Origin of the sequence: Pseudomonas fluorescens (genome assembly GCF_001708445.1) — a bacterium.
Taxonomy (GTDB): domain Bacteria; phylum Pseudomonadota; class Gammaproteobacteria; order Pseudomonadales; family Pseudomonadaceae; genus Aquipseudomonas; species Aquipseudomonas gorinensis.
Map to the genome: position 1 here is coordinate 3,531,074 of NZ_CP015637.1, position 18,483 is coordinate 3,549,556.

The window sequence follows — 18,483 nt, forward strand, 5'->3', positions numbered from 1 at the left end:
ACAATACAATTCTGGATTGTTCTGTATCCAATTGGCAGGCGATGCGCCGAACAACGCTGCGCATCACCTGGGATATCGACGCACAAGGGACCGCTTCAGTCCGCGATGGCGTTCAACGCAGCCAGCGCCTCGTCCGGCACAGCCCATTCGCCCACCGCAAGGTTTTCATGCAAATGGGCCACCGAGGAGGTGCCCGGAATCAACAGGATATTGGGCGAGCGCCGCAACAACCACGCCAGCGCCAATTGCTTCGGTGTTACGCCCAGCCCCTGCGCAACGCTGGATAAGGTCGAAGACTGAACCGGAGTAAATCCACCCAGCGGGAAGAACGGCACATAGGCAATGCCTTCCTCAGCCAGGGTGTCGATCAAGGCGTTGTCGTGTTGATGGGCGATGTTGTACAGGTTCTGCACGCAAACGAACTTGACGATGCGGCGTGCCTCGGCCACTTGGGTCGGCGTGACATTGCTGATGCCAATATGGCGTATCAACCCCTGGTGTTGCAGTTCAGCGAGGGTGTCCAACGCGGCGGCGTTCGAGCCTTCGCACGGGCCCATTGTGGAATGCATCGAGCGGAAGTTGACCACGTCCAGCACCTCCAGCCCCAGGTTGCGCAAGTTGTCATGCACCGCCTGCGTCAGTTCTTCCGGGGTGGACGCCGCCAGCCATCCACCTTCAGCGTCACGACGGGCGCCGATCTTGGTGACTATCGTGAGGTCGTGCCGATAGGGATGCAGGGCCTCGTGAATCAGTTGGTTGGTGATATGCGGCCCATAAAAATCGCTGGTATCGATATGGTTGACGCCGCAGGCGACCGCCTCACGCAGCACGGCCAACGCGGCGTCGCGGTCCTTGGGAGGGCCAAATACGCCAGGGCCTGCCAATTGCATCGCGCCGTAACCCATGCGGTTGACCTCGCGGTCGCCCAGTATGAATGTCTTGCTGTTTTTCAAACCTGTCATCGGGGTCGCCCTTGCTTCAGCGGAGTAAGGCTCTAATATGAAGGATCCTTCAGATATTGGAATTCGCATTCCGTGAGCACCCTCAAAGCGTCCTTGAAGCCAAGAAAAACAGCGGTTCAGGCGCGCTCAGCCGCGACTGTCGAGGCCTTGCACACGGCAACCCTTCAGGTTTTGACCCAGCAGGGCCTGATCCGCTGCACAACCACCCGGGTGGCCGAGCGTGCCGGCATGTCGGTGGGCAGCCTCTACCAGTACTACCCGAATCGCGACGCGCTGCTCGCCGCCGTGCTGGCAAAACACCTGGAGTGGGTGGCCGAGGCGGTGGAGCAGGCATGCGCTCGCCATCGGCAGGTGCCGGTGGCTGAGATGGCCGCCGGCCTGGTCACGGCATTGGTGGCCGCCAAGTTACGCGACCAGGGCGCGTCCAAGGCGTTGTATGCCATCGCGGGCGAGCGGGGTGGTGCGGAGCTGGTCGCCCGCATCAATACGCGCATGGTGGCGGCCATCGCCGCGATGCTGGAGACCGCCCCCGATGCGCATTTCGAAGACCCGATCCTGACCGCCGGGATTTCGCTCAGCGCGATCGTCGGCCCGGTCAGGACGTTGCTCGAAGGCAATGCCTCGCCTACGTTCGAAGCCGGTCTTGAACAGCAGACCACGCTGCTGTTGCGGGCTTATCTGCAAGTCCATGGGGGGCCCGCTGCACTTAAGGCGTAGGGCAAGCGTGAACGTGATTACGCACGGTCAGTCCGTTTGCAACGGGGCGGCCGCGGCCAGGATTTCAGCTGTCTCGATCACCCTGGCGTAGTCCATCGCCAGATTGCTCAGCGACAATGCATGCACGTCCTCCGCCGGCCACAGGCGCCCGGCCAAGTCGGTTTGATCGAACGTGTAGCAGGCGTCCGCCGCCACGATTACCTCGAAGCCGAGGTTGCCGCCGGATCGCGCCGTGGCTTCAACCGAGTTGTTGGTGATCACCCCAACGATCACCAACTGCTTGATCGAGCGCACATGCAGCCAACGCTCCAGGCCCGTGGTGGTGAACGCATCCGGGACGTTCTTTTCCAGTACCTGCTCATGCGCCAACGGGCACAAGGCCGGCTGGAATTCACAGCCAGGCTGACCCGGCCAAAAGACCGAGTCGGGAGAGCGAGACATATGTCGGACATGGACAATGGGCCGCTGGGATCGCCGCCACGCGTTGAGCAGGTGCTGCATCTGCAACTCGGCGTGCGGGTTGTTGCGTCGCCCAAGCCTGGGATGGTTCATGCCCTGCTGCATGTCGATGATCAACAAGGCGGCGTTTGTCGCTAACGGTTCCATGGCAGCTCCTTTGACTGGCGAGAAGCGCAACATATCAGTCGATACATGGGCCATGGCAGGGATTTATTCGAAGCCCGCAGCATTTCCCATTACACTGCGGCGCAAAATTTCAGCAAGGATGCTTTGGATGCGTGTGTTATTGAGCGGTGCGTTCCTTTCCATGACCCTCACGGCTCCCGTGATGGCCGAGCCGCGCTCATTCTCGGTCAATGACCCCAGCGGTCAATACCTGGTGGAGGTGTTGTTTCCAGAGGTGCCGCAAGACCTCCGCCAGCCGGCCCGTGCCCTGGTTACCGTGCGTGACCGGGCCACCCTCCAAACCCTGCAACAGCTGCAAACCCCTGCCGCCAATGTGCCGCTGGATCGCAATGGCAAGACAGACAGCGACCATCTGGTGGGTGCCTACGGTGTGTTGTATTTCGCCGATATCAACGCCGACGGCCGCCAGGACCTGGCTATCCGCAATGGCGAGGACGCCGAGGAGAGCCTGCAGTACCACTACGATGTGTACCTGCAAGACCCGCACAAGCCCCAATGGGTGCTGAACCGGCCATTGACGGAGCTGGCGAACGAAACCTTCGGCGGCATGTTTTCGGTGGACAAGGACGGCATCATCCATTCGCAAACCGACCGTGGCTGCTGCTGGACGCGCTCCAGCCGCCTGCAAATGCGCGAGGGTGAGTTGGTGCGACTGGATGCCTATACCCAGGAACAAGTGCCGCCCACCGAATACGGTGAAAACTCCAGCATGCCCAGCGGCTACATGCTGCGCACCACCGGTGTATTGAAGGACGGCAAGTGGCAGGAAACACCGCGCCTGGAAGGTCCCGTCAACGAAGATCCGCAGTATCTGGCCGGCACCCTCGACGGCAAGATCCCGGTGGCGCTCTGGTATCAGCAACAGGGCGCCGTGTTGATCGGTGAGCTGCGCTACACCAAGAGTGGCAGCGGCAAGCCGATCAAGTTGGTTGGCGACCAAAGCGACTATGACGACAAGCCTTTCGTCTACCTGCACGAATATACCGATGATGGTCATCAGACCGGCATTTGGCGGATCACCCGGGAAACCGTCGAGCCTTATCACTACAGCGGCACCTGGGTCAGTTCCGCCAAGGGGCAGCCGCGTGAACTGGCCATCCAGTTGCGCCCGGAAGACCGTGAACCCGAGTACGAAAAACTCAGTGACGTCGCCCGTGACCAGCGCAGCGGCCACTACCAGATGCGCGATGACTTCCTGGGCCGCGACGGTGATCTGGACCTGGAGATCCTGCCCGAGCGTGATGCCCAGGGCCGGGAGCTTGCACGATTGACCCTGACACTCAACGCCGCTGGAACCTCAAAAACCATCGCCAGCGCGCATCACACGGTTGCGATGGAAACCGAAAACCTGATTATCGTGCCGGAACCCCTGGCGTCTCGGCGCGTTGGCCCGTACCACATCCAACTGGTGAAAAACTTCGCGGTGATCGAACACAACTCGGCGCCGGATAGCCAGGATTACTTCACCGGGATGTACCGCAAGCAGCCTTGACCCGCGCGTCTTCCACCTTTTGAGGCTCAGTGACACCCAATGCCACTACACATTCGCCTGGCGCGACTGGATGACGCGCCGTTATTGCCCGCCATCGAGCATTCTGCCGCCCAAGCCTTTCAACTGATCGATGGCTTGGGCTGGCTGGCCAGCGCAGGCACCTTGACCGTCGAGCGTCATCGGCAGTGGATCGCGCTGTCGACCTGTTGGGTGGCGGTCGATGCCAACGATCAACCTCAAGGATTTCTGTGCGCAGAACGCCAGGGCGACGACCTGCATATCCATGAGGTGTCGGTCGCTCGGTCGCTGCACGGCCAGGGCTGGGGGCGCAAGCTGGTTGAGGCGGCGATGGACGCTGCGCGCTCACAGGCACTGCGCGCAGTGACCCTGACGACGTTCAGGCAGGTGCCGTGGAATGCACCGTTCTACCGTCGCCTGGGGTTTGAGCTGCAAGCCGAGGCGTCATTGGATCAGCGCTTGGCCGGGATGTTGGCAGACGAGTATGCACACGGCTTTGAGCCCGGCAGCCGCTGCGCCATGGTGTGGCGGGTGGCCAGAGCTTGACCACCCGACGACCTTTCAGCCCGGCCCCCGACTTTGCTGGATGCGGTGGGTCGCCTGTCAGCGATTGAAACGTTCAACCAATGCATATTGGGTGGACGCGGTGCGGGTCAGCTCCTTGCTCAGGTCGGTGGATTGATGCGCCTGGACCGAGGTCTGGTCGGCCAGTGTGGCAATGGTTGTGATGTTGCGGCTGATCTCCTCGGCCACGGCGCTCTGTTCCTCGGTGGCGGCGGCGATCTGGGTGGTCATGTCGGTGATGTGGGACACCGCTTCGCTGATGCCCACCAATGCCTGGTCGGCCTCAAGCACCCAAGCCACGCCTTCCTGGGCCTGGCGATGGCCGTTCTCCATGCTTTGCACGGCATTGTTGGACGACGCCTGGAGCTTGGTGATCAGCCCGTGGATCTGGGTGGTGGATTGCGAGGTGCGTTGTGCCAGCTGTCGGACTTCGTCGGCGACCACGGCAAATCCGCGCCCCATCTCGCCGGCACGGGCCGCTTCGATGGCCGCGTTGAGGGCCAGCAGGTTGGTCTGGTCGGCGATGCCTTTGATCACATCGACGACGGTGCCGATTTCATCGCTGTCCCTGGCCAGCTGCGCCACGGTGACACCCGTTTCGCCGACCACCGCGGAAAGCCGCTCGATGGCTTCGCGGGTATCCCGCGCCACCTCACGGCCGCGCCCGGTCAGCAAGTTGGCTTGCTGGGTGGCATCGGCGGTGCGCTGCACATGGCTGGCGACTTCCTGGGTGGTCGCGGCCATCTGGTTGACGGCGGCCGAGACCTGCTCGGTTTCGACGCGCTGGCGGTCCAGGCCGGTGGAGCTGGCCGTGGCCAGTCGGTCGGATTGCCCGGCCAGCGCACTGAGTTGCTCGGCGCTGTCCTGCAAACGGGTCAGGCAAGTCTTCAGGCGCGCGTTCTGGCTGAGGAACGCGGTTTCCAGGCGTGCCTGGGGACCGGCTTCATCGCTGTACATCTGTGCGATCAAGGCATCGGAGGTGGATGGCTCGACGCCGACCAGCAAGCGCAGGGTCGCGCGCTGGCGCCACTGTGAGCAGAGCAGCGCCACCGGAACCGCGACGCCCACCGCCACGGCAATGGCCAGCGGCGCGCTGAGGAACAGCCCACCCACCGCGCCGGCAAGGCCGGTGGCGATATACGGCACGCAGCTCATCAAGGCCGGCGCCCAGGTGTCCAGGGCGGCCACGGCGGCTTTACCCTGGCTCAGACGCCGATACAGCGCCTGGGCACGCCGGATCTCATCGGCGGTCGGCTTGACCCTGACCGACTCGAAACCCACCACGCGGTTGCCCTCGAAAATCGGCGTGACATAGGCGTTGACCCAATAATGATCGCCGTTTTTCGAGCGATTCTTGACGATGCCCATCCACGGCAGCCCCTGCTTGAGCGCACGCCACATATGGGCAAACACGGCGGGAGGCACGTCGGGATGGCGCACGATATTCTGCGGCGCCCCGATCAGGTCGGCGCGTTCAAAACCGCTGATATCGACAAAAGCATCGTTGCAGTAAGTGATCATCCCATCCACATCGGTGGCGGAAATGAGCTTCTGCGAAGGCGCGAGGGAAATCTCGCGTTGTGTCACTGGCTGGTTATTGCGCATTCGACTACTCCCTGAATTGCTAGCAGGTCATCGGCAACCGTACAGATAAGTTGATGGTATTTCGTCTGACAAGTGCTCTGGCGTGGCTTTATACCGGCGTCGATAGCGAATCAGCCTTGCCTGTCGGCGGCCGAATGGCGAAAGCACAAGACTTAAAACGCAAATCCCGGATAATGGCGGCCAATTTGAAGTTCGCTATTTTGGTAATCCCGCATGGAAATTAAGGTCAACTTTCTCGACAACCTTCGACTTGAAGCCAAGTTCGATGACTTCACGGTGATCGCCGATCAACCGATTCGCTATAAAGGCGACGGGTCGGCGCCGGGGCCATTCGATTACTTCCTGGCCTCGTCAGCGTTGTGTGCGGCGTATTTTGTGAAGCTGTACTGCCAGACGCGCAATATCCCCACGGAAAATATCCGCCTGTCGCAGAACAACATCGTTGATCCGGAAAACCGCTACAACCAGATCTTCAAGATCCAGGTCGAGCTGCCTGCGGACATTTCCGAGAAGGACCGCCAGGGTATCCTGCGTTCCATCGACCGTTGCACCGTGAAGAAAGTGGTGCAGGCCGGGCCGGAATTCGTCATCGAAGAAGTGGACAACCTCGACGCCGATGCCCAGGCCTTGTTGATGCCCGGCAGCCCATCCGACGCGGGCACTTATATCGCGGGCAAGGACCTGCCGCTGGAGCAGACGATCGCCAATATGTCCGGGATCCTGGCCGGCCTGGGCATGAAGATCGAGATCGCCTCGTGGCGCAATATCGTGCCCAACGTCTGGTCCCTGCATATCCGTGATGCGCACTCGCCGATGTGCTTTACCAACGGCAAAGGCGCGACCAAGGAAGGCGCCCTGGCGTCGGCGTTGGGCGAGTTTATCGAGCGGCTCAACTGCAACTTCTTCTACAACGATCAGTTCTGGGGCGAGGAATTGGCCAACGCGCCGTTCGTGCATTACCCCGATGAGCGTTGGTTCCAGCCGGGGCGCAAGGATGAACTGCCGCCGGAAATCCTCGACGCCTACTGCCTGAAGATCTACAACCGCGACGGTGAGCTGCGCGGTTCCCACCTGTTCGACACCAATTCCGGTAACGAAGAACGTGGCATTGTCTCGCTGCCGTTTGTGCGCCAGTCCGATGGCGAGGTGGTGTATTTCCCGTCCAACCTGATCGAAAACCTCTACCTGAGCAATGGCATGAGTGCCGGCAATACCTTGGCCGAAGCCCAGGTGCAGTGCCTGTCGGAAATCTTCGAGCGCGCGGTCAAGCGTGAAATCATCGAAGGCGAGTTCGCGCTGCCGGACGTGCCGGCCGAGGTGCTGGCGAAGTACCCCGGTATCCTGGCCGGTATCGAAGGCCTGGAAGCCCAGGGCTTCCCGGTGCTGGTCAAGGATGCGTCGCTGGGCGGTGAATTCCCGGTGATGTGCGTGACCTTGATGAACCCGCGTACCGGAGGCGTATTCGCCTCATTCGGCGCGCACCCGAGTATGGAAGTGGCCCTGGAGCGCAGCCTCACCGAACTGCTGCAAGGCCGCAGCTTCGAAGGCTTGAACGATTTGCCGCAGCCAACCTTTGAAGGCCATGCAGTCACCGAGCCGAACAACTTTGTCGAACACTTCATTGACTCCAGCGGTGTGGTGTCGTGGCGCTTCTTCAGTGCCCAGTCGGATTACGAATTCGTCGAGTGGGACTTCTCGGGCCAGGGTGAAAACTCCAACGCCGAAGAGGCCGCGACCCTGTTCGGCATCCTCGACAACATGGGCAAGGAGTCGTACATGGCGGTGTACGAGCACCTTGGCGCCACGGCCTGCCGCATCCTGGTGCCGGACTACTCGGAAATCTACCCGGTGGACGACCTGATCTGGGATAACACCAACAAGGCCCTGTTTTTCCGCGCCGACATCCTCAACCTGCACAGCCTCAGCGATGCCGAGCTCAAGGCCCTGGCCGAGCGCCTGGTGGAGAGCGAGCTGGACGACTACACCGATATCACCACCTTGATCGGCATCGAGTTCGACGACAACACCGCCTGGGGCCAGTTGACCATCCTGGAATTGAAGCTGCTGATCTACCTCGCGTTGCAGCAGTACGAAGACGCCAAGGAACTGGTGGAAATGTTCCTGCAGTACAACGACAACACCGTCGAGCGCGGCCTGTTCTACCAGGCGGTGAACGCGGTGCTGGAGATGGAACTGGACGAAGACCTGGAACTGGCGGACTACGAGGCCAACTTCCGACGGATGTTCGGTAACGAGCGGATGGACGCCGTGATCGGCTCGGTGAATGGCAGCGTGCGTTTCTATGGCTTGACGCCGACCAGCACCAAGCTGGAAGGGCTGGATCGGCATCTACGCTTGATCGAGAGCTACAAGAAACTGCACGGCGCGCGGGCCAATATCACCTCGGCCTGACGCACTGACCCGTGTGGGAGGCGCCACTACCTCTTCGAGATAGTGTTGTCGCGCATGCCTATGCCGTTCAGTTAAGTGCACATCGCCTTCTGTAGGAGCGAGCTTGCTCGCGAAAAACGTCAACGATAACGCGTGTTTCCTGAATCAACGCGGCGCCTGTGAGTTCTTCGCGAGCAAGCTCGCTCCTACAAAAAAAGCCTTAACTGAACGGCATTGGGGCTTGCCCCTCCCACCTGGGATTCATGGGGGCTGGAGGATTTATATCCGGGCCAAGGCTTGCGCCAGGTCCGCCCGCAGATCCTCGACATCCTCAACCCCCACCGACAACCGCACCAACCCATCGCCAATACCCAATTGCGCGCGCGTGGCGGCGGGGATGCTTGCGTGGGTCATGATTGCCGGGTGTTCGATCAGGCTTTCCACGCCCCCCAGGCTTTCGGCCAAAGCGAAGATTCTGACGTTTTCCAGGAAGCGCCGGGCGCCGGCCAGGTCGCTGTTCAAATCCAGCGAAATCATCCCGCCAAACCCGCGCATCTGTCGACGCGCCAGTGCGTGCTGGGGATGGGACGCCAGGCCGGGATAGTGAACCCGCGACACTTGCGGTTGTTGTTCCAGCCAGGTCGCCAATTCCAGTGCATTGCTGCAATGGCGCTCCATGCGCAGGGCCAGGGTTTTCACGCCGCGCAGGGTCAGGAAGGCATCGAAGGGCCCGGCAATCGCGCCGACCGAGTTTTGCAGGAAGCCCAGGCGTTCGGCCAGTTCCGGGTTGTCGCCAACGATGGCGATGCCGCCGATCACGTCGGAGTGGCCATTGAGGTACTTGGTGGTGGAGTGCACCACGATGTCGAAACCCAGCTCCAGCGGGCGCTGGATCCACGGGCTGGCGAATGTGTTGTCGGCCACGCAGAGGATGCCGCGGTCACGGCAGATGCGCGCGATGGCGCTGAGGTCGGTCAGGCGCAGCAACGGGTTGCTTGGGGTTTCAACCCAGACCATGCGCGTGTCGTCTTGCAACGACGCTTCAAACGCCGCGCCATCGCTCAGGTCGACAAAGCTGAAACGGTGCCCCGCACTGCGCTGGCGCACCTTGTCGAACAGACGAAATGTGCCGCCGTACAGGTCGTTGCCGGAGACGATATGGGCGCCTGCATCGAGTAATTCCAATACGGTGGAAATCGCCGCCAGCCCCGAGGCGAAGGCAAACGCCTGGCTGCCGCCTTCGAGGTCGGCCACGCAGCGTTCCAGGGCAAAGCGCGTGGGGTTATGGGAGCGGCCGTAGTCGAACCCCTTGTGTACACCGGGGCTGTCTTGCAGGTAGGTGGAGTTGGCGTAGATCGGCGGCATCAGCGCGCCCGTGGTCGGGTCGGGTGATTGCCCGGCGTGGATCACGCGGGTGGCAAACGCGCTTTTATCGGGCTGACTCATGCAAGGGACCTCCGTAGGTGATTGAGCAGGTCGACTCGGGTGATCAGGCCGTGGAAGCCCGAGGCGTCGGCGATGATGGCGACCAGGCCGCGATCCAGTTCCGCCTGCAATTCGGCCAGGCTGGCGCTGGGGGCCAGGGTTTGCACTTTATCGGTCATGGCGCTGGCGACGATCATCGAGAAATCCGCGGCGTCATGGTGCAGGCCCAGCAGGATGTCGGATTCGTCGATCACCCCCACCAATGTCTGTCCGTCCACCAGCACCGGCAGTTGCGAGACATCGGCCAGGCGCATGCGCTGGAAGGCGGTGAGCAGGGTGTCGTCGGGGCTCACGCTGATCACGCGGCCATCTTCGAAGCGGCGGGCGATCAGGTCGCGCAGGTCGCCGTAGTGCTTGTATTGCAGCAGGCCCGCATCCTTCATCCATTGGTCGTTGTAGACCTTTGACAGGTAGCGCGTGCCGGTGTCGCAGACGAACGTGACCACGCGCTTGGGCTCGGTCTGCGCACGGCAATAGCGCAGCGCGGCGGCGAACAGGGTACCGGTGGAGGAACCGCCGAGAATGCCCTCGGCCTTGAGCAGTTGGCGGGCGTGGTCGAAGCTTTCTTCATCGCTGATGGAATAGGCTTGGCGCACGCTGGAGAGGTCGGCGATCGACGGAATGAAATCCTCGCCAATGCCTTCCACCGCCCACGAGCCTGGCGTTTCCAGGCGGCCACTGCGGCTGTATTCCGCCATTACCGAGCCCACCGGGTCGGCCAGCACCATGGCCAGGTCGGGTTGTACGCGCTTGAAAAAGCGGGTCAGGCCGGTGAGGGTGCCCGCTGAGCCGACCCCCACCACAATCGCGTCCACGTCGTGCTGGGTTTGCGCCCAGATTTCCGGGGCAGTGCTGGTTTCATGAGCCAGGGGGTTGGCCGGGTTGTTGAACTGGTCGGCGAAGAACGCGTCGGGAATGCCCTTGGCCAGGCGCGCGGCCACGTCCTGGTAATACTCGGGGTGGCCCTTGCCCACATCGGAGCGGGTGATATGCACTTCGGCGCCCATGGCCTTGAGGTGCAGCACTTTTTCCGTGGACATCTTGTCGGGCACTACCAGCACGACCCGGTAGCCCTTGGCCCGGCCTACCAGCGCCAGGCCCAGACCGGTGTTGCCGGCGGTGGCTTCGATAATGGTGCCGCCAGGGCGCAGGCGGCCGTCGCGTTCGGCGGCGTCGATCATGGCCAGGCCGATGCGGTCCTTGATGGAACCACCGGGGTTTTGCGATTCGAGCTTGAGAAACAGGGTGCAGAGGCCGGTATCGAAACGGCTGACGCGTACCAGCGGCGTGTTGCCGATCAGTTCGAGGACGGCGGGGCGGGAAGGCGTAGGCATGTCGTCACCTGGTTACGGGATGGGCGTAGGGTGGGGGACAGCAAAAGGAAAAGCATGGCTTGGAACATAGGCCGGTATCGGGCGGCTCGCAACCGAGCGGTCGGCTGGGTGTCTTTTTTTGGCGCATGGGCGACGCTCGGGTGCGCCATCAACGAGCAGGCCCGAGCACCTGGATGGGCACGCGAGCCCGCTCATCACAGCGTTTCGGCCTTTGGCCTGGGGTTTGCTTTAAGACAGGTCAACTTGGATACAAGATGGGAATCCCTATGCAGAGCGTTATCGGCTGGACCCTTGGCGAATGGCACGCGGCCTATCGCAGCGGGGCGATGACCCCCGACCGGTTGTTGAGCCTGGCGGCGCAATACAGCGCGGATGACAGCGCCTGGATTGCCCGCGCACAACCTGAGCAATTGGCCATGCAACTGGCGCAATTGAACGACAGGCTGGACGCGGTGGGCGGCGATATCGACAAGTTGCCGCTGTACGGCGTGCCATTCGCCATCAAGGACAACATTGACGCGGCGGGCTGGGACACCACGGCAGCCTGCCCGGAATTCGCCTACAGCCCAACGTCGGACGCGACCGTAGTCGCCAAACTGCGAGCGGCAGGTGCGATTCTGATGGGCAAGACCAACCTGGATCAATTCGCCACTGGCCTGGTGGGCACGCGCTCGCCGTATGGTGCGGTGGGTAACAGTTTCAATGCCGATTACGTCAGCGGCGGTTCCAGCTCCGGCTCGGCGTCGGTGGTTGCCCGCGGGCTGGTGGCGTTTGCGCTGGGCACCGACACCGCAGGCTCGGGCCGAGTACCGGCAGGGTTCAACAATATCGTCGGATTGAAACCGACCAAGGGCCGGTTTTCGAATACGGGCCTGGTGTCGGCCTGTCGCACGTTGGATTGCATCTCGGTGTTCGCCCTGACCGTGGAGGATGCCGCCGCGGTGGCGCAGGTCGCACAGGGCTATGACGCCAGCGACGCATACTCGCGTAGCAACCCCTACACGGCGCCGGTGAGCGTGGGTGCCTCGATCAAGCTGGCAATACCGGCGAGCCTGGAGTTCTTCGGCGATACGCAGAACCAGGCGGTGTTCGAGCAGGCGGTCGAGCACTTCAAGGCGTTGGGCGCGGTGATCAGCGAGGTGGATTTCAGTGCGTTCAAGGCCCTGGCCGACCAGTTGTATTCGGGTCCCTGGGTCGCAGAACGCACGGTGGCCCTGGAAGGCATGCTCGAACACCAGCCGCAGGCCATCAACCCGGTGGTGCGCGGCATTGTCGAAAATGGCCTCCAGTACAGCGCCTGCGATGCCTACAAGGCCGAATACCTGCGGGCCGAACTCAGTCGCCGCATCAACGACACCTTGGCGGGGTTCGACGCCTTGCTGGTGCCGACCTCGCCGACGATTCGCACGCGCGCCGACATGGTGCTGGAGCCGGTGCGCTACAACGCGCAATTCGGCTACTACACCAACTTCACCAACCTGGCGGACCTGTCGGCGCTGGCGCTGCCGGCGGGCCTGCGAGCGGACGGTCTACCGTGCGGCATTACCCTGCTCGCACCGGCCTGGCATGACAGCGCCCTGGCGCACCTGGGCCAGCGCTGGCAGGCCAGCCTTGAGTTGCCGCTCGGCGCAACCGAACGCCAACTGCCGGCACCCGCTGCTGCCCAACAGGCACCCGGTACCGTGCGCGTGGCGGTGGTGGGCGCCCACCTGAGCGGCATGCCGTTGAACTTCCAACTGACCACACGCAACGCCGTGCTGGTGGAGCAGACCCTCACGGCCAGCACTTATCGTTTGTATGCGCTGCCCGGCACTGTGCCGCCCAAGCCGGGGCTGGCCAGGGCGGAAGGTGGCCGATCGATCATCGTCGAGCTGTGGGACATGCCTATCGCCCGTTTTGGCGAGTTCGTCGCCGAAATTCCCGCACCGCTGGGGATCGGCACCCTGATGCTGGCGGATGGACGCAGTGTCAAAGGCTTTATCTGCGAACCCTGGGCCCTGGCGGATGCGCTGGATGTCACTGAGTTTGGCGGCTGGCGCGCCTATGTCACCAGCAAGGGGTAAGCATGCCGCTTTCAACGCTGAAAAAACCGCGCGAGCGCCCGGACAGCCTGGCCGAGCAGATCTATGCGCAACTCAAGGCGGATATCTTCGACTTTCGCCTGTTGCCTGGCGACCGTTTCAGCGAGGGCGAAGTGGCCGAGCGCATGAGTGTCAGCCGTACACCCGTGCGCCAGGCGCTGTACCGCCTGGAACGGGAAGGCTACCTGGCGGTGTACTTCCGCAGCGGCTGGCAGGTGAAACCGTTCGACTTCACCTATTTCGAAGAGCTGTATGACGTGCGGATCGTGCTGGAACTGGCCGCTGTCAGCCGTTTATGCGCGATGGAGCAACCGAACCCGATCTTGCAAGGGCTGCAGGCGACCTGGCTGGTGGAGGAATGTGAGCGCCTGCAGGACAGTCAGGCGGTGTCGGCGCTGGATGAACACTTTCACTGCGCCCTGGTGCAAGCCACCGGCAACCGTGAGATGGCACACATGCACTACGCCCTTACGGAAAAGATCCGCATCATCCGGCGCCTCGACTTTACCCAGGCTTCACGCATTGCGGCGACGTACGAGGAGCATGGGCAAATACTCACCGCGATCCTGCAACGGCGTGTCGATCAGGCGCAGCACTTGCTCAAGCGGCATATCGAACTGAGCAAGCAGGCAGTGCGCGAGATCACCTTGCATCGGTTGCAGATGGCCAAGCCGCGCACGCCTTGAGCAAGCCCGTAGGCGCGAGCTTGCTCGCTCCTACACAGGCATCATTGTGCCAGGGCGGAGAGCGGCTGCACCCGTGCAATCAGCGCCGCGCTGGCCCGCTGCATGGGTGCGCGCAATTCGCTGCCGATCAAGCCCTGCAATGCCAACGCCGCTTTCACCGGTGCCGGGTTGGGCTCCATGAACAACGTCTGGATCAGCGGCAGCAGCTGGAAAAACGTCTGCCGCGCTTCGGCCAACTGGTTATCCCGCACCTGCTGCCACAGCGCCACAAACTGTTCGGTATGCACGTGGGCCGACGCCGCGATGGCACCGCTGGCACCCAGGCACAGCGCGTTGAAGAGCTGGATATCCTCGCCACACAGCACATCCACTTCGCCACTGGCCAGCAGTGCCAGGGTATTGCCGAGGTTGCCGCCACAGTCCTTGACCGCCTTGATGCGCTCATGGGCGACGATGTTCAGCAGGGTGGCCTGCTCGAAGGTCACGCCGGTGCGATAGGGGATGTCATAGAGAATGATCGGCACACTGGACGCATCGGCCACCGTACGAAAAAACGCTTCGAGGCCGGCCTGGGAAGGGCGGATATAGCTGGGCGCCGGCACCAGTAAACCGGCCACGGGGCGCTTGAGGACTTGGTCCTGGAACTGCAGCAATTCAATCTGGTTATTGCCCGCCAGGCCCATCACCACACGGTGCGCCGGCACCCACTGCAACACGGCATCGAGCACGGCCAGTTGTTCCTGGCGGCTCAGCGACGCGGCTTCACCGGTGGTGGTGCAGACCATGATCCCGGCCACGTGCTTTTCCAGCAAATGCTCAACCAAACGGCGCAGGCCGATAAAGTCGAGGGCGCCGTCGTGAAACGGCGTGACCACGGGAACCCAGATACCTTGAAACGCTGACATGCTCTTTCTCCTGATGGTTGACCGATTAAGTCACCGCCAGAAGGGCAGAGGGAATTGTGCAAGGGGAGGGTGTCCGTCGCGCTCAATGTCCTGTCAGCTCATCTGACGGGACAGCGCGCCCCGGTCACATGAGCGACTGTTTCTTCGATTTGAGGGCGTGTGCAGCGCAACCTTGCGCCTTGGCAATCAAGCCAATGACGGAAAAGTTAACCAGCGACGTTGCGCACATGAGCGGGCACACCCTGAAGAAGGCCTCCATCTTCAGGGTGTGTGAGCAAATGTGTCAACCTGATTGAAGGTGTTTTTCACCTTGTGGACGGTTACTCGAATTTATCGATGCGTGTATCGGAGTAGAAAAACTCATTCTTGTCCGTGCTCGACTCCAGGAAGTACGCATAGTCCGTCAGGTAGAACAGGTGGTTAACCCGGTTGTATTTGTCGTTGTCGTTGCGGCACGACAGGGCCTTGGCGCTGCCCAGCAGGTTGGGGTTGAGTTCACTGGCCGGCAATTGGCGCTCGACCACGCAGCGCGTGATGGTCTGTTTGTCGTAGTTGCCAATCACACTGTTGAGGGTCGAACGGGTGCTTTGGTAGACCAAGGTGTCGCCCACCGGCAGGGCTTTCCAGTTACCGGTGAAACTCAGCTGGGTCGTCGTCGTGCTTTCGGCCATGCTGCCGCCGAAGGTGCTCTTGGACACCAGGTCGATCAGGTTTCGCCAGCTTACCGATTGGGATTCGTAGCCTTCGCCACGCAGGGCGATCGACAGCTGGCCGCTGGCGGCGTCGCGGCTGATGAACTGCTCACTGGTCGAGTTACTGGTCTTGCCTTTCATGGTCGAGGTGCCCGTGAAGTGCACGTACTTCAGGCTGCGGGTCGGTTTGTCCTGGTCAAATTGCGCCAGTGCCGCCAGCACCGGTGGCTGTACCGAGCCCAAGGCGATGGTCGCCGGGGCCTTCAGGCGCGGCTTGAACAGTGGCAGCGCGGCGATCTTCTCGGGGGTGGCGCAGACGCTGTTGAACAGCAATTCATAGTCGGTATCGCTGCCGACAATGTTGCGTGGCGTCGGGAAACTGTCGACCCGGCCGTCACTGACCCGATTGCGTGCATCCAGGTCATAGCCGGCCAGCTCCTTGTAGGTGCCGTTAGCGCAGGACACGGCAAAGTGCTCGCGCTTTTGCGCGTAAGGCGCGTCGTAGGGCAGGTCGTTGAGCACCGTTGGGTTATCGAAAGCCGCCCAGAAGCGGACTTCGCCCTCCACGGTCTTGATGCTCGCGGCGTCAATCAGTACCCAATTGCCACGTTCATCCGTCTTGACCAGGCGCCAGTCTGGCTTGGGGGTCTGGGCGCACGCGCGCACGAAGGTCGGGTTGGCGGCCAGCTTCGCGTGCAGGTCGGCTGACAATTTACGGGCTTCGGTGTAGCGCCCGGCCTTGAGTGGGTAGACCCGCTGCGAACCGTCGAGGTACAGCAAGGACAGTTGCGGCGAAGAACACGCGGCCTCGAACTGCATGGTGCGGCGTGCACCCGGCGTCGACAGCGGCATCAGCAGCTCGAAACTGAGCAGATCGCCTTCGCGCACGATGCTGTTTTCCACCAGCGGCTGGGCGAGGGTGTCGGCGAGCATCTGGTCGACTTTGCTGGCCTGGGTGGCGCAGCCGGACAGGGTGGCAAGGCCGCCCACTAACAAAAGGGTAGAGAAAAAGCGCACAGGAGCCTCTTTGAGTCCATTCAGGGATGTAAGGATGACGGCAAGTGGCGCCGAATCTTTAGCGTGCAGGGTGTGGCGGGGGCAAAGTCTAGTCAGCGTGGCGCGCTCTGTACAACGCCTGTGCAGCGGCCTTTGGGCCGTAGAGTGCCCCAAGGCGCTGCCGGGTGTGTTCAGCGATTGGCGATTGCGGCCTCAATCGTGGCGATGTCGATCTTGGTCATGCTCATCATCGCCTCGAAGGCGCGCTTGGCCGTTGCCGGGTCCGAATGGGTCACGGCGGCCGACAGCACGCGCGGGGTGATCTGCCACGACAACCCCCACTTGTCCTTGCACCACCCGCAGGCACTCGGCTGGCCGCCGTTGTCGATAATGGCCTGCCACAGGCGATCGGTTTCGGCCTGGTCATCGGTGGCCACCTGAAACGAAAATGCCTCGGTGTGCGGGAACGCCGGGCCGCCGTTCAGGCCGATACACGGGATGCCCATGACAGTGAAATCGACGGTCAGGACGTCGCCCTGTTTCCCCGCAGGGTAATCGCCAGGCGCGCGGTGGATGGCATTGACCCGGCTGTCCGGGAAGGTCTTGGCATAGAAATTCGCAGCCTCCTCGGCGGTGCCGTTGTACCAGAGGCAGAGGGTGTTTTTATGCGTCATCTCAGGACTCCACGGTGGATGGGTGTGTGGAGTCTAGACAATGGGCTGAGGCGCGGCAGTCGCGCTTGTCGGCCTGGGACAGCCCTTACAGCTGGCGTTCGATCGCGGCCTTATCAATCACCGACCAGACGTGGGCGATCTTGCCGTCGACGTATTCATAAAAGACATTTTCGGAGAACGCGACCTTCCGACCGTTGATCGGCAAGCCGAAGAACTCACCCTTGGGCGTGACGTTGAAATTCAACCGGCTGGCGAGGGTGGGCGGGTCGGCGACCAGCAACTGGATGTGGAAGACCAGGTCGGGAATTTCGCGAAAGTCCCGTTCGAGCATGGCGCGGTAACCGGCGACGCCCACGAGGCGGCCATTGTAGGTCACGTCCTGGTGCAGCAGATTGGGCAAGCGTTCCCAGTCCTGCTGGTTGAGGCAGTGGATGTATTCGCGGTAAAGACTGGCCAGCGCATTTCTGTCCATCTCATTCATTTCGAACCCTCCGTCAAGCCCGTCGCGCCATCAACAACACCGTTGCCGCTGCCGACAACAACCCCGCACAGCAGCGATTGAAGACACGCTTGCCCCGCGGCTCGGCAAACCAGCGGCGCATATGCAGGCCCATATAGGCATAGACGCTGATCGCGATCCATTCCAGGGCCAGGAACAGCGCGCCCAGCACAGCGAACTGCGGCGTGATCGGCTGGCCCGGTACCACGAACTGGGGGAGGAAGGCGGTGAAGATCAGGATGGCTTTGGGGTTGCCTGCCGCCACCAGGAACTCCTGACGCGCCAGTGCCCACAGGCTGACCTTGGCGGTTGCTGACTCCGCGTGCGCCTGTGGATTCGCACCCCACAGTTGAAACGCCAGATAAAACAGATACGCCGCGCCCAGAATCTTGATCCCGTAGAACAACAACTCAGAGGTTTGCAACACCACCGCGAGGCCGGCTGAGGCAAGGGCGATCATACCGGCGAAGGCGAGCAAGCGGCCAATGCCTGCCAGGCAGGATGTGCGGTAGCCGTAGCGCGTGGAGTTGCTTACGGACAACAGGTTATTCGGGCCAGGCGCCATGTTCAGGGCGAAGCAGGCGGGGAGGAAGAGGGCGAGGGTGGCGAGGTCCATGGCGGCTCCGGGTTTGAGCGGACGGGGAGGGGCGAGGATAAGGGGGTTGGGGGCGGTTGGACAATGTGTGTACGGCCAACACGCCTGGCTTTTTTGCGGGATGGATCATCGGTCAGCCCCC

At 62.1% G+C, this 18,483-nt stretch carries 16 protein-coding genes and 1 pseudogene; 6 read left to right on the forward strand and 11 right to left on the reverse strand.

All coding sequences use genetic code 11. From position 1 onward, the window contains the following. Positions 1-95: 95 nt before the first annotated feature. A complete protein-coding gene (locus tag A7317_RS15580; protein ID WP_069076251.1) occupies positions 96-962 on the reverse strand; it encodes an aldo/keto reductase family oxidoreductase in 867 nt (288 codons plus the stop codon). Positions 963-1,034: 72 nt separating this feature from the next. On the opposite strand from A7317_RS15580, the gene A7317_RS15585 reads away from it, so the two are divergent. Continuing rightward, positions 1,035-1,679: a TetR/AcrR family transcriptional regulator gene (locus tag A7317_RS15585; RefSeq protein WP_081329220.1), complete on the forward strand. Its 645-nt coding sequence runs from the start codon at positions 1,035-1,037 to the stop codon at positions 1,677-1,679. A 27-nt stretch (positions 1,680-1,706) separates the two neighbouring features. Here A7317_RS15585 and A7317_RS15590 read toward each other — a convergent pair whose 3' ends face one another. After that, positions 1,707-2,285, reverse strand: a complete 579-nt coding sequence (locus A7317_RS15590; protein WP_024075789.1) for a cysteine hydrolase family protein — start codon at positions 2,283-2,285, stop codon at positions 1,707-1,709. A gap of 127 nt (positions 2,286-2,412) precedes the next feature. Here A7317_RS15590 and A7317_RS15595 point away from each other — a divergent pair, with 127 nt between their 5' ends. After that, complete coding sequence (locus A7317_RS15595) at positions 2,413-3,816, forward strand: XAC2610-related protein (RefSeq protein ID WP_069076252.1); 1,404 nt, start codon at positions 2,413-2,415, stop codon at positions 3,814-3,816. A gap of 39 nt (positions 3,817-3,855) precedes the next feature. Beyond that, complete coding sequence (locus A7317_RS15600; RefSeq protein WP_069076253.1) at positions 3,856-4,380, forward strand: GNAT family N-acetyltransferase; 525 nt, start codon at positions 3,856-3,858, stop codon at positions 4,378-4,380. Between the two features lie 57 nt (positions 4,381-4,437). Here A7317_RS15600 and A7317_RS15605 read toward each other — a convergent pair whose 3' ends face one another. Next, on the reverse strand, positions 4,438-5,535 hold the full coding sequence (locus A7317_RS15605) for a methyl-accepting chemotaxis protein (RefSeq protein WP_410524631.1): 1,098 nt from the start codon (positions 5,533-5,535) through the stop codon (positions 4,438-4,440). Positions 5,536-5,730: 195 nt separating this feature from the next. Beyond that, positions 5,731-6,003: pseudogene (locus A7317_RS31630) on the reverse strand (PAS domain-containing protein); the annotation flags it as partial. Between the two features lie 213 nt (positions 6,004-6,216). Here A7317_RS31630 and A7317_RS15610 point away from each other — a divergent pair. Further along, positions 6,217-8,415 (forward strand): OsmC domain/YcaO domain-containing protein, encoded by a 2,199-nt coding sequence (locus A7317_RS15610; RefSeq protein ID WP_069076254.1) that lies wholly within the window; start codon positions 6,217-6,219, stop codon positions 8,413-8,415. Between the two features lie 258 nt (positions 8,416-8,673). Here the strand turns inward: A7317_RS15610 and A7317_RS15615 are convergent, their stop codons facing one another. Both A7317_RS15615 and A7317_RS15620 read right to left on the reverse strand, forming a co-directional pair. Next, on the reverse strand, positions 8,674-9,840 hold the full coding sequence (locus A7317_RS15615) for a cystathionine gamma-synthase (protein WP_069076255.1): 1,167 nt from the start codon (positions 9,838-9,840) through the stop codon (positions 8,674-8,676). Continuing rightward, positions 9,837-11,213, reverse strand: a complete 1,377-nt coding sequence (locus A7317_RS15620) for a pyridoxal-phosphate dependent enzyme (protein ID WP_069076256.1) — start codon at positions 11,211-11,213, stop codon at positions 9,837-9,839. Before A7317_RS15620 ends, A7317_RS15615 begins: the two co-directional genes overlap by 4 nt. A 266-nt stretch (positions 11,214-11,479) precedes the next feature. Between A7317_RS15620 and atzF the strand changes: the two genes are divergently transcribed. Beyond that, complete coding sequence (gene atzF, locus A7317_RS15625; protein ID WP_155766406.1) at positions 11,480-13,276, forward strand: allophanate hydrolase; 1,797 nt, start codon at positions 11,480-11,482, stop codon at positions 13,274-13,276. A 2-nt stretch (positions 13,277-13,278) separates the two neighbouring features. Then, positions 13,279-13,980: a GntR family transcriptional regulator gene (locus A7317_RS15630; protein WP_024075781.1), complete on the forward strand. Its 702-nt coding sequence runs from the start codon at positions 13,279-13,281 to the stop codon at positions 13,978-13,980. Positions 13,981-14,021: 41 nt separating this feature from the next. On the opposite strand, the gene dapA is transcribed toward A7317_RS15630, so the two are convergent. The 5 genes from dapA to A7317_RS15655 all read right to left on the reverse strand — a co-directional run bounded on the left by dapA (position 14,022) and on the right by A7317_RS15655 (position 18,362). Continuing rightward, positions 14,022-14,885, reverse strand: a complete 864-nt coding sequence (dapA, locus tag A7317_RS15635) for a 4-hydroxy-tetrahydrodipicolinate synthase (protein WP_024075780.1) — start codon at positions 14,883-14,885, stop codon at positions 14,022-14,024. Between the two features lie 320 nt (positions 14,886-15,205). Next, positions 15,206-16,594 (reverse strand): hypothetical protein, encoded by a 1,389-nt coding sequence (locus tag A7317_RS15640; protein ID WP_024075779.1) that lies wholly within the window; start codon positions 16,592-16,594, stop codon positions 15,206-15,208. Positions 16,595-16,764: 170 nt separating this feature from the next. Beyond that, complete coding sequence (locus A7317_RS15645) at positions 16,765-17,247, reverse strand: VOC family protein (protein ID WP_024075778.1); 483 nt, start codon at positions 17,245-17,247, stop codon at positions 16,765-16,767. Positions 17,248-17,332: 85 nt separating this feature from the next. After that, a complete protein-coding gene (locus tag A7317_RS15650) occupies positions 17,333-17,719 on the reverse strand; it encodes an ester cyclase (RefSeq protein WP_093235662.1) in 387 nt (128 codons plus the stop codon). A gap of 22 nt (positions 17,720-17,741) precedes the next feature. Then, positions 17,742-18,362: a LysE family translocator gene (locus tag A7317_RS15655; protein ID WP_069076258.1), complete on the reverse strand. Its 621-nt coding sequence runs from the start codon at positions 18,360-18,362 to the stop codon at positions 17,742-17,744. Between the last annotated feature and the right edge of the window lie 121 nt (positions 18,363-18,483).

Excerpts from the sequence above, each read along its gene's own strand:
- dapA (WP_024075780.1), bottom strand. The coding sequence starts at position 14,885 with ATGTCAGCGTTTCAAGGTATCTGGGTTCCCGTGGTCACGCCGTTTCAC.
- A7317_RS15610 (WP_069076254.1), top strand. The coding sequence starts at position 6,217 with ATGGAAATTAAGGTCAACTTTCTCGACAACCTTCGACTTGAAGCCAAG.
- A7317_RS15615 (WP_069076255.1), bottom strand. The coding sequence starts at position 9,840 with ATGAGTCAGCCCGATAAAAGCGCGTTTGCCACCCGCGTGATCCACGCC.
- A7317_RS15595 (WP_069076252.1), top strand. The coding sequence starts at position 2,413 with ATGCGTGTGTTATTGAGCGGTGCGTTCCTTTCCATGACCCTCACGGCT.
- A7317_RS15600 (WP_069076253.1), top strand. The coding sequence starts at position 3,856 with ATGCCACTACACATTCGCCTGGCGCGACTGGATGACGCGCCGTTATTG.
- atzF (WP_155766406.1), top strand. The coding sequence starts at position 11,480 with ATGCAGAGCGTTATCGGCTGGACCCTTGGCGAATGGCACGCGGCCTAT.
- A7317_RS15590 (WP_024075789.1), bottom strand. The coding sequence starts at position 2,285 with ATGGAACCGTTAGCGACAAACGCCGCCTTGTTGATCATCGACATGCAG.
- A7317_RS15580 (WP_069076251.1), bottom strand. The coding sequence starts at position 962 with ATGACAGGTTTGAAAAACAGCAAGACATTCATACTGGGCGACCGCGAG.
- A7317_RS15620 (WP_069076256.1), bottom strand. The coding sequence starts at position 11,213 with ATGCCTACGCCTTCCCGCCCCGCCGTCCTCGAACTGATCGGCAACACG.
- A7317_RS15630 (WP_024075781.1), top strand. The coding sequence starts at position 13,279 with ATGCCGCTTTCAACGCTGAAAAAACCGCGCGAGCGCCCGGACAGCCTG.
- A7317_RS15650 (WP_093235662.1), bottom strand. The coding sequence starts at position 17,719 with ATGGACAGAAATGCGCTGGCCAGTCTTTACCGCGAATACATCCACTGC.
- A7317_RS15655 (WP_069076258.1), bottom strand. The coding sequence starts at position 18,362 with ATGGACCTCGCCACCCTCGCCCTCTTCCTCCCCGCCTGCTTCGCCCTG.
- A7317_RS15645 (WP_024075778.1), bottom strand. The coding sequence starts at position 17,247 with ATGACGCATAAAAACACCCTCTGCCTCTGGTACAACGGCACCGCCGAG.